Source organism: Pseudomonas sp. REST10, assembly GCF_029542605.1.
Taxonomy (GTDB): Bacteria; Pseudomonadota; Gammaproteobacteria; order Pseudomonadales; family Pseudomonadaceae; genus Aquipseudomonas; species Aquipseudomonas khazarica.
The window spans coordinates 4,069,532-4,082,756 of record NZ_CP035677.1; the positions used below are offsets into that span (position 1 = coordinate 4,069,532).

Annotated in this window: 11 protein-coding genes; 8 read left to right on the top strand and 3 right to left on the bottom strand. The window is 66.9% G+C overall.

Annotated features, from left to right (window positions below):
- From EWH21_RS19200 to nhaD, 4 genes are all read left to right on the top strand, one after another.
- Positions 1 to 268: DNA polymerase III subunit chi (locus EWH21_RS19200; RefSeq protein ID WP_277699083.1), on the top strand; the 268-nt coding region annotated here is incomplete at its 5' end.
- A 167-nt stretch (positions 269 to 435) separates the two neighbouring features.
- Positions 436 to 3,267: a valine--tRNA ligase gene (locus tag EWH21_RS19205; RefSeq protein WP_277699084.1), complete on the top strand. Its 2,832-nt coding sequence runs from the start codon at positions 436 to 438 to the stop codon at positions 3,265 to 3,267.
- A 187-nt stretch (positions 3,268 to 3,454) separates the two neighbouring features.
- Complete coding sequence (nhaC, locus tag EWH21_RS19210) at positions 3,455 to 4,888, top strand: Na+/H+ antiporter NhaC (RefSeq protein ID WP_277699085.1); 1,434 nt, start codon at positions 3,455 to 3,457, stop codon at positions 4,886 to 4,888.
- 145 nt (positions 4,889 to 5,033) lie between these two features.
- Positions 5,034 to 6,416 carry a sodium:proton antiporter NhaD gene (gene nhaD, locus EWH21_RS19215; RefSeq protein WP_277699086.1) on the top strand — a complete coding sequence of 461 codons (1,383 nt, stop codon included), beginning with the start codon at positions 5,034 to 5,036 and terminating at the stop codon, positions 6,414 to 6,416.
- Here nhaD and EWH21_RS19220 read toward each other — a convergent pair.
- Positions 6,386 to 7,048, bottom strand: coding sequence for a DUF998 domain-containing protein (locus EWH21_RS19220; protein WP_277700633.1), 663 nt, complete (start codon positions 7,046 to 7,048; stop codon positions 6,386 to 6,388). The two genes, nhaD and EWH21_RS19220, sit on opposite strands and share 31 nt — an antisense overlap.
- 161 nt (positions 7,049 to 7,209) lie before the next feature.
- On the opposite strand from EWH21_RS19220, the gene EWH21_RS19225 reads away from it, so the two are divergent.
- From EWH21_RS19225 to rlmF, 4 genes are all read left to right on the top strand, one after another.
- Positions 7,210 to 8,079 (top strand): LysR substrate-binding domain-containing protein, encoded by an 870-nt coding sequence (locus tag EWH21_RS19225; protein WP_277699087.1) that lies wholly within the window; start codon positions 7,210 to 7,212, stop codon positions 8,077 to 8,079.
- 215 nt (positions 8,080 to 8,294) lie between these two features.
- Positions 8,295 to 8,591, top strand: a complete 297-nt coding sequence (locus tag EWH21_RS19230) for a winged helix-turn-helix domain-containing protein (RefSeq protein WP_047590726.1) — start codon at positions 8,295 to 8,297, stop codon at positions 8,589 to 8,591.
- Positions 8,592 to 8,621: 30 nt separating this feature from the next.
- The gene (locus EWH21_RS19235) at positions 8,622 to 10,451 is read left to right on the top strand and encodes an SLC13 family permease (protein ID WP_277699088.1); all 1,830 of its coding nucleotides are present in this window, start codon (positions 8,622 to 8,624) and stop codon (positions 10,449 to 10,451) included.
- A gap of 198 nt (positions 10,452 to 10,649) precedes the next feature.
- Positions 10,650 to 11,651: a 23S rRNA (adenine(1618)-N(6))-methyltransferase RlmF gene (rlmF, locus tag EWH21_RS19240; RefSeq protein ID WP_277699089.1), complete on the top strand. Its 1,002-nt coding sequence runs from the start codon at positions 10,650 to 10,652 to the stop codon at positions 11,649 to 11,651.
- Between the two features lie 139 nt (positions 11,652 to 11,790).
- Here the strand turns inward: rlmF and EWH21_RS19245 are convergent, their stop codons facing one another.
- Together EWH21_RS19245 and EWH21_RS19250 are read right to left on the bottom strand one after the other, a co-directional pair.
- On the bottom strand, positions 11,791 to 12,540 hold the full coding sequence (locus tag EWH21_RS19245; RefSeq protein WP_277699090.1) for a transporter substrate-binding domain-containing protein: 750 nt from the start codon (positions 12,538 to 12,540) through the stop codon (positions 11,791 to 11,793).
- Positions 12,541 to 12,682: 142 nt separating this feature from the next.
- Positions 12,683 to 13,225, bottom strand: coding sequence for a hydrolase (locus EWH21_RS19250; protein ID WP_037049660.1), 543 nt, complete (start codon positions 13,223 to 13,225; stop codon positions 12,683 to 12,685).

Below are 13,225 nucleotides of genomic sequence, written 5' to 3' on the forward strand. Positions count from 1 at the left end.
GTTCCACACCACACCAGCCGCCCAGGCAAAACCGGCAGCGCAGCCGGCGCTGCCCAGCGAAGCGGCGCCCAGCCCGATACGCGAACGCCTGGAGCCGCGCCTGCATGACAGTGCCCGCGACCTGCAGCACCTCAATGGCGAGCTGCGCGCCGCAGCGCAACTGATTCTGCAGGATGTGATCGACGACTTCGTGCCGCAGATCGAAGCCGAACTCAAGCGTCGCCTGGAAGCCCGCCTGCCGCGCCTGCTGCCCCCGCGCAAACCCTGACGCCCCCATGCCGGGCGGGCGCTACCCGCCAGGCTGCCGGCTGGCGGGTTCCCCGGCCCCGCGACTGCCGCGTTGCGCCGACCGACGCGCCGCCCTTACGCCGCCCGCTTGATCCCCGTTATACTTGTCGGCTTTTCCGATCAGCCGTCACAAGGGTCCCGCCGCGCATGGACAAGACCTACCAGCCGCACGCCATCGAATCCAACTGGTACCAGACCTGGGAGCAGAACGACTACTTCGCCCCACAAGGTAGCGGTGAGCCGTACACCATCATGATCCCGCCGCCGAACGTCACCGGCAGCCTGCACATGGGGCACGGCTTCAACAACGCCATCATGGATGCGCTGATCCGCTTCCGCCGCATGCAGGGCCGCAACACCCTGTGGCAGCCGGGCACCGACCACGCCGGTATCGCCACCCAGATGGTGGTGGAGCGCCAGCTGGCCGCCGATGGCATCGGCCGCCACGACCTGGGCCGCGAGAAGTTCCTGGAGAAGGTCTGGGAGTGGAAGAACCAGTCCGGCGGCACCATCACCCGGCAGATTCGCCGCCTGGGCTCGTCGGTCGACTGGTCGCGCGAGCGCTTCACCATGGACGACGGCCTGTCCGAAGCGGTCAAGGAAGCCTTCGTCCGCCTGCACGACGATGGCCTGATCTACCGTGGCAAGCGTCTGGTCAACTGGGACACCAAGTTCCACACCGCCATCTCCGACCTGGAAGTGGAAAACCACGACGAGAAAGGCTCGCTGTGGAACCTGCGCTACCCGCTGGCCGACGGCAAGAAGACCGCCGAAGGCAATGACTACCTGATCGTCGCCACCACCCGTCCGGAAACCATGCTCGGCGACAGCGCCGTGGCCGTGCACCCGGAAGACGAACGCTACAAGGCACTGATCGGCAGCTATGTCGACCTGCCGCTGGTGGGCCGCCGCATCCCGATCATCGCCGACGACTACTGCGACCCCGAGTTCGGTACCGGCTGCGTGAAGATCACCCCGGCGCACGACTTCAACGACTATGAAGTGGGCAAGCGCCACAACCTGCCGCTGATCAACATCTTCGACAAGAACGCCGCCGTGCTGTCCACCGCCCAGGTGTTCAACCTCGACGGCAGCGTCAACGAACAGGTCGACGCGGGCATCCCGGCGCAGTTCGCCGGCCTCGACCGCTTCGAGGCGCGCAAGCAGATCGTCGCGGCTTTCGAGGCGGCCGGCCTGCTGGAGAAGATCGAAGACCACGCGCTGAAAGTACCGAAGGGCGACCGCTCCGGCACCGTGATCGAGCCGTGGCTGACCGACCAGTGGTACGTCTCCACCAAGCCGCTGGCGGAAAAAGCCATCGCCGTGGTCGAGAGTGGCGAGATCCAGTTCGTGCCCAAGCAGTACGAGAACATGTACTTCAGCTGGATGCGTGACATCCAGGACTGGTGCATCAGCCGTCAGCTGTGGTGGGGCCACCGCATCCCGGCCTGGTACGACGAAGCCGGCAACGTCTACGTCGGTCGCGACGAGGCGGAAGTACGCGCCAAGTACAAGCTCGAAGGCGCCACCCTGCGCCAGGACGAAGACGTGCTGGACACCTGGTTCAGCTCCGGCCTGTGGACCTTCTCCACCCTCGGCTGGCCCGAGCAGACCGACTTCCTCAAGACCTTCCACCCCACCGACGTGCTGGTCACCGGCTTCGACATCATCTTCTTCTGGGTCGCCCGGATGATCATGCTGTCGACCCACCTGACCGGGCAGATTCCGTTCAAGACCGTCTACGTGCACGGCCTGGTGCGCGACGGCCAGGGGCAGAAGATGTCCAAGTCCAAGGGCAACGTGCTCGACCCGCTGGACATCGTCGATGGCATTACCCTCGACGAGCTGCTGGAAAAACGCACCAGCGGCATGATGCAGCCCAAGCTGGCCGAGAAGATCGCCAAGCAGACCAGGGCCGAGTTCCCCGAAGGCATCGCCAGCTACGGCACCGACGCCCTGCGCTTCACTTTCTGCTCGCTGGCCACCACCGGCCGCGACGTGAAGTTCGACATGGGCCGCGTCGAGGGCTACCGCAACTTCTGCAACAAGCTGTGGAACGCCGCCAACTTCGTCATCGAGAACACCGATGGCCAGGACACCGGCGTGAATGGCGAAGAGGTCGAACTGTCCTCGGTCGACCGCTGGATCATCAGCCAGCTGCAGCGCACCGAAGCCGAAGTCACCCGCCAGCTCGATGCCTTCCGCTTCGACCTGGCCACCCAGGCGCTCTACGAGTTCGTCTGGGACCAGTACTGCGCCTGGTACCTGGAGCTGGTCAAGCCGGTGCTGTGGGACGAGCACGCGCCGCTCGAGCGTCAGCGCGGCACCCGCCGCACCCTGGTGCGTGTGCTGGAAGTCATCCTGCGCCTGGCTCACCCGTTCATGCCGTTCATCACCGAAGAAATCTGGCAGCGCATCAAGGGTCAGGCCGCTGTACAGGGCGACACCCTGATGCTGCAGCCTTGGCCGGTGGCCAACGAGACCCGCATCGACGCCGCCGCCGAAGGCGATATCGAGTGGGTCAAGCAGCTGATGCTCGGCGTGCGCCAGATCCGTGGCGAGATGAAGATCTCCATGGCCAAGCGCATCGACATCATCGTGGCCAACGCCAGCGCCGAGGATCAGCGCCGCCTGGCCGATTTCGAGCCGCTGCTGAACAAGCTGGCCAAGCTGGAATCGGTACGCGTACTGGCTGCCGGTGAAGAAGCGCCGATGTCCGCTACCACCCTGGTCGGCGAGATGGAAGTGCTGGTGCCGATGGCCGGGCTGATCGACAAGGACGCCGAACTGGCGCGCCTGGACAAGGAGATCGGCCGCCTGGAAGGCGAGGTCAAGCGTGTCGGCGGCAAGCTGAGCAACGAAGGCTTCGTCGCCAAGGCCCCTGCCGAAGTGCTGGAGAAGGAGCGCGCCAAACTGGCCGAGGCCGAGCAGGCCCTGGCCAAGATGGTCGAGCAGCGCGGCAAGATCGCCGCACTCTGATCCCCCGGCGACACCCACAGGCCCGCGCCCCAACCGGCGCGGGCTTGTTTTTTCCAGGAGGGGCTTTCGGCCCTGACATCCCGCTGCGCTCCAGCGCCTGCTTCCATGCAGTCACAGCCGCGAGCCCTGACAGAGCAGTCGCGGCCACCAGCCCGCCCCAAGGTTCATCTGATTTTCCGGTATACCCATGACAGCCCGTTCCCCTTCCCTGCTCGATGCACTGCTGCCTATCGGCGTGCTCGTCGTCCTCCTCAGCCTCTCCGTCTACCTGTACGGTGACGGCTCCTCCAGCGGCCCGAACCAGATCGCCCTGATGAGCGCCGCCTTCGTCGCCGGCCTGGTCGGGCTGAAGAACGGCCTGCGCTGGAGCGAGATCGAGGAAGGCATACTCGCCGGCATTCACATGGCCATGAAGGCCAACCTGATCCTGCTGGCCGTCGGCGCGCTGATCGGCACCTGGATTCTCGCCGGCACCGTGCCGACCATGATCTGGTTCGGCCTGAAGCTGATCAGCGCCGAGTACTTCTACGTCACCAGTTGCCTGATCTGCGCGCTCACCGCGCTGTCCATCGGCAGCTCATGGACGGTGGCCGGCACCCTCGGCATCGGTCTGATGGGTGTGGCGGCCGGCCTCGGCCTGGACCCGGCGATCACCGCCGGGGCGATCATTTCCGGCGCCTACTTCGGCGACAAGCTGTCGCCGCTGTCCGACACCACCAACCTGGCGCCAGCCGCCGCCGGTGCCGACCTGTTCGCGCATATCCGCAACATGCTGCGTACCACCGTGCCGGCGCTGCTGATTGCCCTGGCGATCTTCTTCACCCTCGGCCAGCAGGCCAGCGCCGAACATGACACGGGGCGCATCAGCGAGGTCCTCGCCGCGCTGGAAGCCCAGTTCCGCCTGGGCTGGCACCTGCTGCTGCCGGTGGCCTTCCTGCTGCTGCTCGCGGTGCGTCAGTGGGCGGCCTTTCCTGCCGTGTTCCTCGCCGCGCTGGTCGGTGCGCTGTTCGCCATCGCCTTCCAGCCCGACGTGATGGCGCGCCTGGCCGATCCCTCGGCCGGGGCCCTGGCGCCGTTGAAGACGGTCTGGAACGCGCTGTTCGCCGGCTACGAGTCGGCCAGCGGCAATGCCGAACTCGATGGCCTGCTGTCCAAGGGTGGCATGGCCAGCATGCTCACCACGGTGTGGCTGATCATCTGCGCCATGTGCTTCGGTGGCGTGCTCGAGCGCCTCGGCCTGCTGCAGCGCCTGCTGCAGAGCGCCCTGCGCCTGGTGCGCAGCGACAGCGGCCTGGTCGCCAGCACCATCACCACCACCATCGGCACCAACGTCATCACCGCCGACCAGTACATCGCCCTGGTGCTGCCGGGGCGCATGTACCGCGCCGAGTACGAGGCCCGCGACCTGCCGCCAACCAGCCTGTCCCGCGCCCTGGAAGACGGCGGCACCCTGACCTCGGTGCTGGTGCCCTGGAACACCTGCGGTGCCTACATGGCCGCCACGCTCGGCGTGGCCACTCTGAGCTACCTGCCGTACTGCTTCTTCAACCTGATCATGCCGGTGCTGGCCATCGCCCTGGCCTACCTGCTGCCGCCACGCCGCACCGCTGCGCTGCAATAACGCCTGACTACCTGCGCGCGAGCGGCATGGATCGCCCTCGCAGCGCCGCTGCGGCATTAAGTCCTTTCCTTTTGCAAGTTGTTTCAGGCATCTTCCCCCGCCTACCGACCTTCAATATCAACAGAAGAAAACAGGCGGACCCTCCATGTATGCGTTGATGGCCCTCGTATTCGTCCTCGGTTACCTGTGCATCGCACTCGAGCACCCGTTAAAGATCGACAAGGCAGCCTCCGCCCTGCTCACCGCCGTGATCGCCTGGACCCTCCTGGTCCTCGGCGCGGACAGCATCCTGCCGCTGCTCGGCACCGGCACTGCGGGCTCCAGCACCAACACCCATCACGTCGTCGAAGAGCTGCGCCATCACCTGGGGGAAATTTCCGAGATCCTGTTCTTCCTGATGGGGGCGATGACCATCGTCGAGCTGATCGACGCCCACGAAGGCTTCAAGGTCATCACCGACCGCATCCGCACCACCAAGCGTGTCCACCTGCTGTGGCTGGTGGGGCTGATCACCTTCTTCCTCTCCGCCGCCCTGGACAACCTGGCCACCACCATCGTGATGATCTCGCTGCTGCGCAAGCTGATCGCCGACCTGCACGAGCGCTGGTTCTACGCCGGCATCGTGGTCATCGCGGCCAACGCCGGTGGCGCCTGGTCGCCAATTGGCGACGTCACCACCACCATGCTGTGGATCGGTGACCAGGTCACCGCCACCGGCATCATCGCCAAACTGTTCCTGCCCAGCCTAGTCTGCCTGCTGGCTCCGCTGCTGATCATGAGCTTCGTCCTCAAGGGCGAAGTCTCCGAGCCGCGCATCAAGGAAAGCGCCGAGAGCCGCCGCGACCCGACCACGCCGTTCGAGCGCAATCTGGTCTTCGGCCTGGGCCTCGGCGCGCTGATCTTCGTACCGATCTTCAAGACCATCACTCACCTGCCGCCGTACATGGGCATCCTCTTCGGCCTCAGCCTGCTGTGGATCACCACCGAGATCATCCACCGCAGCAAGAACAGCGAAGAGAAGGACCCGCTGTCCGTGGTCGGCGTCCTGCGTCGCATCGACATCACCAGCGTGCTGTTCTTCCTCGGCATCCTCCTGGCAGTCTCCGCGCTGTCCAGTGCCGGCCACCTGATCCAGGTCGCCACCCTGCTCAAGGACGGCCTCGGCAACGTCTACAGCATCGCCATCTCCATCGGCATCCTGTCGGCCGTCGTGGACAACGTGCCGATGGTCGCCGGGGCGATGAAGATGTACCCGCTGGTCAGCCCGGAGATGCTCGCCACCGCCGCCGCCGAGGAGCTGCCGTGGCTGAGCAACTTCGTGGTCAACGGCAACTTCTGGGAAATGCTCGCCTACTGCGCCGGCACCGGCGGCAGCTGCCTGATCATCGGCTCCGCCGCCGGTGTGGCAGCCATGGGCATGGAGAAGATCAACTTCATCTGGTACCTGAAGAAGATCAGCGGCCTGGCCTTCATCGGCTACCTGGCCGGCGCGGCCACCTACATGGCGCTCGCCGCCGTGCTCGGCTGAGCGGAGCGTCCCGCGCTGGCACGCAGTGCCTGCAATGCCAGCGCCGCGACCCAGAGCACCGATATCCCGTAGTTCAGGCGCTGGTACAGGCCGAACAGCTGGCCACTGGCGACCGCCGTGGCCATCAGCCACGCCGTGACGATCGCCAGCACCAGGCACAGGGCCGAGAACAGCGCCAGCCCGGGCGACTGCAACAGCCGCCGTGCCAGCACGATCCACAGGGCGCAGGCCAGCGTCAGCGAGACAAACATCAGCAGCCCCGCCAGGTTGTGCAGCTGCTGCGACAGCGACGGTTGCGCCGGCGCACAGCCCTGGTCGCAGGCGAAATAGCCGGTGCCCAGGCTGCCCAGGCCATGCAGGCCGATCAGCAGCGCACTGAGCAACGCCAGCTTCGAACCAGGAAAGCGGCGCGCCACGCCCAGGCCGAAGAGAATGAACAGCAGCCCCAGTGGCAGGTTGTTGACCCAGGCGGAAAAACCATGGGTCGGAGCCCCCTGCGCGCCCAGCTCGCTCATGGCCTGCTGCAGGTGGCTGTAGCCGGGGTAGGCCAGCGCCGTCAGCGCCACGCCGAGCAACAGCCAGCAAGGAATCAGCACACCACTGCCCAGCAACACCCGATCACTCGTCTTCAGCACGACACGCTCCTTCCTTCATTCCGTCGATAACAGCGCCACCGGCAACGGTGGCAACCCGGCGACATGCTAGGCAGGCCAGGGCGCGGGCGTTACCGATTTTTTTGCAAGGCAGCTTGCACATGCGTCATCCTGTCGCGCCTCGCACACGGACGGCCAGAATGAGCAGACGCCTACCCAGCACCGCCGCACTACTGGCCCTGGAAGCCGCCGCTCGCCACCAGAGCTTCGCCCGCGCCGCCCAGGAGCTGTCGCTGAGCGAAGGCGCGATCAGCCGGCAGATCGCCAAGCTGGAAGACTTCCTCGGCGTGCGCCTGTTCCACCGCGTCGGCAACCGCGTCGAGCTGTCCACTGCCGGTGCCGGCTACGCCACGCAGATGCGCACGCTGCTGGCCGACATCGAGCGCCACACCCGGCAACTGACCCAGCGCGCCAGCGCCGACAGTGCCCTGCAGATCGGTGTCCTGCCGACGCTGGCCAGCCGCTGGCTGATCCCGCGCCTGGTGCACTTTCGCCAGTTGCACCCGGATATCCAGATCAACCTGCGCGAGCGCACGCAGCCGTTTTCCCTGGCGGACAGCGAGTTGCACGCGGCGATCCATCATGCCCACCTCGACTGGCCGGGGATGCAGGTCCAGGCCCTGTTCGAGGAACCGCTGATCGCCGTCTGCCACCCGCAGCTGGCGGCCCGGCCGGCCAGGCAGATGCCGCTGCTGCACAAGCACGAGAGCCCCTTCGGCTGGGCACGCTATGCCGAGCTGAGCGCCTTGGCACTGGCCCACACGGACCAGGGCCCGGTGTACGACCGCTATGCCCTGCTCATCGAGGCCGCCAAGGCGGGCATCGGCATGGCCCTGGTGCCGCGCCGCTATGTCGAGCAGGACCTGGCCGATGGGCGCCTCAGCGCGCCCTGGCCGGTGCTGGCAGAACTGGCCGAGCGCTACGTGCTGGTCACCCGCCCCAACGCCGAGTCACCACCTGCGCTGGCGCTGTTCCAGGCCTGGCTGCTGGAGCAGAGCGCCACACGCTAATCGGCACGCCGCGAAGTGATCCAGGCGCCCCAGAACAGGCTGGAGAAGAAACGCTGCGCCGGGCCGAAGCCGCTGTCGCCGGGCAATAATAAAAATTCATATTTATCATCCAGTGCATTCCCATGAGGAATTCACCTCTTACCCCCTGTGCCACGAGCAGCGCCACGCTGATATAGTCCCCCGATCAATCCCGGCCCGACGTGGACACCCAGCGCATGGACGTGAGCAAGACCAAGACCAGTTTCTACCGCCGCCTCTACGTCGCCTGGCTGATCGACAGCGGCGCCGCGACCAGCGTGCCGGCGCTGATGGAGGCCACCGGCATGCCGCGACGCACGGCGCAGGACACCCTCTCGGCGCTGGTCGAACTGGACATCGACTGCCAGTTCGCCCAGGGCCAGGGCGAACGCAACAATGCCGGGCAGTACCTGATCCGCGACTGGGGGCCGATCGACAAGCGCTGGATCGCCGGCAACCTGCAGCAGATCAAGACCACGCTCGGTTATCCCTGAAACAATCGCTCCGTGCTTTCTGGAGCTGCGATGAATCCCGATCTTCTCTGGGTGCTCGGCCTGCTGGCCGGCGCCATTTCCCTGTTCGTCATCGGCAAGCCACGCATGGACGTGGTCGCCCTGCTGGTGCTGGTCGCCCTGCCGCTGACCGGTGTACTCGACCTGCAGCAGACCCTGGCCGGCTTCAGCGATGCCAACGTGATCCTCATCGCCGCGCTGTTCATCATCGGCGACGGCCTGGTGCGTACCGGCATCGCCTATCGCCTCGGTGACTGGCTGGTGGCCAGGGCCGGCAGCAGCGAGACGCGCCTGCTGATCCTGCTGATGCTGGCCGTGGCCGGCCTGGGTTCGGTGATGAGTTCCACCGGCGTGGTCGCCATCTTCATTCCCGTGGTGCTCGGCGTCGCCGCTCGCCTGCGCCTGGCGCCGGGGCGCCTGATGATGCCGCTGGCCTTCGCCGGGCTGATCAGCGGCATGCTGACCCTGGTGGCGACGCCGCCGAACCTGGTGGTGCACGCCGAACTGCGACGCGCCGGCCACGCGGGCTTCGACTTCTTCACCTTCACCCCGATCGGCCTGGCCATCCTCCTGCTCGGCATCGGCTACATGCTGCTGGCCCGCCGCTGGCTGGTGCGCACCGAGGCCGGCGGCAATGCCGAACCGCCGCGCCTGACCCTGGCCGACCTGGCCGAGCGCTATCGCCTCGGCGAGCGCGAGCGGCGCCTGCGTGTGCGGGCGGACTCGCCGCTGGCCAACCAGGTGCTCAACGAACTGCAACTGCGCCGCGAGCACGGCATCAACGTCATCGCCATCGAGCGCCGGCAACGCCTGCGTACCCTGCTGCTGATGGCCAGCGGCAACACCCTGCTGGAGCCCGGCGACGTGTTGCTGGTGGATATCGCCAGCCCGGCCATCGGCCTGCTCGGCAGCTACCAGGCCCTCGGCCTGGAGCCCATGCCGCTGCCGCACTCGTATTTCAGCCTGCACGCGCATGAGCTGGGCCTGGCCGAGGTGGCGCTGCCGCCGGAGTCACAGCTACCGGGCAAGACCATCCAGGAGCTGGGCTTTCGCTCGCGGCACAAGCTCAACGTGGTCGGCCTGCGTCGCCAGGGTGGCGCCCTGGAGGGGCTGCTGGTCGACGAGAAGCTCAAGGCCTCCGATACCCTGCTGGTGGCGGGCGCCTGGCGCGATATCCACCGCCTGCAGGGGCTGAGCCGCGATTTTCTGGTGCTCAGCCTGCCAGCCGAGGTCGCCGAGGTGGCACCGGCGGCGCGCAAGGCGCCCTATGCCCTGCTCAGCCTGGCGGTGATGGTGCTGCTGATGGTCAGCGGCCTGGTGCCCAACGTGCAGGCCGCGCTGATTGCCTGCCTGCTGCTCGGGGCGTTTCGCTGCATCGATCTGGACAGCGCCTACCGCGCGATCCACTGGCCGACGCTGATCCTCATCGTCGGCATGCTGCCCTTCGCCCAGGCGCTGCAACAGACCGGTGGCGTCGAGCTGGCGGTACAGGGGCTGGTGGGTGGCCTGGGCGATGCCGGGCCGCGCCTGATCCTGGCCAGCCTGTTCGTGCTGACCGCCGTCATCGGCCTGTTCATCTCCAATACCGCGACGGCGGTGCTGATGGCGCCCGTGGCGATCGCCACCGCGCAGGCGCTCGATGCCTCACCCCTGCCGTTCGCCATGACCGTGGCCCTGGCCGCCTCGGCCGCGTTCATGACGCCGATCTCCTCGCCGGTGAACACCCTGGTACTGGGCCCCGGGCAATACCGCTTCGGCGATTTCGTGCGCATCGGCGTGCCCTTCACCCTGCTGGTGATGATCGTCAGCGTGGGGCTGGTGCCGCTGATCTTCCCGCTGTAGGCGAGCGCTGGAAACTGCTGCGCCCAAACGGCTCATTCAGCGCAGGTGAAGTCGGGCGCGACTCCGAGCGTTCTTCGCTCGTTCCTGCCTGTCGCCCAGGTTTCCAGAGGCGCCCTGCGGCAGCCACCAGGCGATGCCCCGGCTGCACGGCCAGCCCGACTGTGGGAAAATCGCCGCCCGCCTGCCCGAAGCTCGTCCATGCCACAGCCACCGAAACGCCCACGCAAGCCCGCCCCCGCCGCCGTGAAGACGGCGCCGAGCAAGGGCGAACTGCATCCGCGCAATCGCCACCAGAGACATTACGACTTCCCGGCGCTGATCAAGGCCAGCCCGGAACTCGGCCAGTTCGTCATCAGCAACCCCTATGGCAAGCCGAGCATCGACTTCGCCAATCCGCAGGCGGTGAAGGTCTTCAACCGTGCGCTGCTGGCGCAGTACTACGACATCCGCCACTGGGACATTCCCGATGGTTACCTGTGCCCGCCGATTCCCGGCCGCGCCGACTACCTGCACAACCTCGCCGACCTGCTGGCGACCGACAACGCGGGGCAGATTCCCCGTGGCGCGGCGATTCAGGCGCTGGACGTCGGCGTGGGCGCCAACGCCATCTACCCGCTGATCGGCCACTGCGAATACGGCTGGCACTTCATCGGCGCCGATATCGCGCCGGCGGCACTGGCCTCGGCACGCGCCATCGTGCAGGCCAACCGCGCGCTGCAGGGTGCCATCGAGCTGCGCCAGCAAAGCGATGCGGCGCACGTCTTTGTCGGCCTGCTGCAAGCGGACGAGCGCATCGACCTGACCCTGTGCAACCCACCCTTCCACGCCAGCGCCGAGGACGCCACCCGTGGCAGCACGCGCAAATGGCGCAACCTCGGCAAACTCGACCCGAAACGCAAGCTGCCGGTGCTCAACTTCGGCGGCCAGGCTGCCGAACTGTGGTGCCCCGGCGGCGAGGCGGCGTTCCTCAAGCGCATGGCCAGCGAGAGCGCGCAGGTCGCCGAGCAGGTGCTGTGGTTCAGCAGCCTGGTGTCCAAGGGCGGCAACGTGGAACTGCTGCAGGGCTGGCTGGCCAGGGCCGGCGCCAGCGAAGTGCGCATTCTCGGCATGTCCCAGGGGCAGAAGCAGAGCCGTCTGGTGGCCTGGACATTCAAGGACGCCGCCCAGCGCGAGGCCTGGCGCCAGAACCACTGGCGCTAGGCTCTGTACGAGAAGTCGTCGAGCGAAGGTCAGGCCAGGCGCAATCGCTCGAAGAAGCGCAGTTTACGTGCTGTAAATGAGCATTCTGAGAGCGATTTCAACGCAGCATCACCGAGCGCAGGCACTTTTCGTACAAAGCCTAGGGCTTCGCCAGGTAGGCGGCTCTCCGCTCCTGGTAGGCGGCCGACTCACGCTGGCGCTGCACCTCGGCCCAGATCCGCTCGGCCAGATCCGGCTCGTGCGCCAGCAGCGCATTGGACAGCATCAGGTAGTAGGGTTTTTCCTCGAGCAGCTGCGGCAGCTTCTCGATCGACTGCGCGAGCTGGGGATTGGCCTGCAGCACGAAATCACCGCGCTGGGTCTGCAAGGCAGCGGCCTCGATACGGCCATGCTCGAGCATCTGCAACAGCGCCAGCGGGTCACGGCTGGACTCGTCCACCTCCAGGCCATGGGCCAGCAGCAGGTCGCGAATGGAAAAGCCGCTGAGCGAGCCCACGCGGCCGTTCAGATGGCTGAAGCGCCGGCCGTCCCAGGACACCGCGCTGCCGGCGCGCCGATAGAGGGTGTAGCGCGACGAATGCAGGCGCCTGAGGGTATCCGGCCGGCCCTCCGCGTCGAGGGGATAACGCCCCATCCGCTGGCGTTCGGGCTTGAAACTGGCGGCGAAAGCGCCGTCATACAGCCCATGCTGCAAGCCGGCCAGGCAGCGCTTCCAGGGCACCGCCACATAGGTGAACTGCAGGCCGAGCTGCTGCTGGACGAGATCGAGCAGTTCCTTGTTGAGGCCGCTGCCATCGCTCATGACCCAGGGGTACGAATCCTGGTCCTCATGGCAGAATCGCAGCGCCGACTCGGCGGCAACGCTGGCCCCCAGCAGCAACCCCAACACGCAACAATGCAGCGTTCTGAACAATGACCGCACTCCAACGTGTCACCGCCCGGCAGGCAGGCCGTGGCGAATGACCGACTGATGATCCCGCGCCTAAGCATAGGCGCAGTTGGCCACCCCAGCCTGCGGGGACAGGCGCGCGTCAGCGAATGAAGGTGCGGCTGATCTCGCGGAATTGCTCGGTGCCGGCCTGCTCCAGCCATTCGAAGGCGACCATCTCGCGCGAGACGATCAGCGCTCCGGCGCGCTCCATGCGCGCCAGGCCCAATGCCTTGTCACGCGGGCGGCGCGAACCCACTGCCTCGTCGACCACGAACACCTCGCGCCCGGCGGCCAGCAGGCCGAGTACCGTCTGCAGCACGCAGACATGGGTCTCCGCACCGCACACCACGAACTGGCGGCGCTCGCCTCCCGGCAGGTCGAACAGCCCGGCGCCCGCCGTGGCGGAAAAATGGATCTTCTCGCGCAGCCCGTGCGCCGGCAGCAGTTCGCGCAGGCCGGGGTCGGTTGCACCCAGCCCCCTGGGGTACTGCTCGGTGGCGATCACCGGCACGTCGAGGCGCTGCGCCACACGCACCAGCCAGGTGGCCTGCTCGACCAGCGCCGCGCCCGCGTCGATGGCTGGCAACAGCCGTGCCTGCAGGTCGATCACCAGCAGGGTGGAATCCTTCGCTCGCATCAACAT

Excerpts from the sequence above, each read along its gene's own strand:
- EWH21_RS19205 (WP_277699084.1), top strand. The coding sequence starts at position 436 with ATGGACAAGACCTACCAGCCGCACGCCATCGAATCCAACTGGTACCAG.
- nhaC (WP_277699085.1), top strand. The coding sequence starts at position 3,455 with ATGACAGCCCGTTCCCCTTCCCTGCTCGATGCACTGCTGCCTATCGGC.
- nhaD (WP_277699086.1), top strand. The coding sequence starts at position 5,034 with ATGTATGCGTTGATGGCCCTCGTATTCGTCCTCGGTTACCTGTGCATC.
- EWH21_RS19225 (WP_277699087.1), top strand. The coding sequence starts at position 7,210 with ATGAGCAGACGCCTACCCAGCACCGCCGCACTACTGGCCCTGGAAGCC.
- EWH21_RS19230 (WP_047590726.1), top strand. The coding sequence starts at position 8,295 with ATGGACGTGAGCAAGACCAAGACCAGTTTCTACCGCCGCCTCTACGTC.
- EWH21_RS19235 (WP_277699088.1), top strand. The coding sequence starts at position 8,622 with ATGAATCCCGATCTTCTCTGGGTGCTCGGCCTGCTGGCCGGCGCCATT.
- rlmF (WP_277699089.1), top strand. The coding sequence starts at position 10,650 with ATGCCACAGCCACCGAAACGCCCACGCAAGCCCGCCCCCGCCGCCGTG.
- EWH21_RS19250 (WP_037049660.1), bottom strand. The coding sequence starts at position 13,225 with ATGTTGATGCGAGCGAAGGATTCCACCCTGCTGGTGATCGACCTGCAG.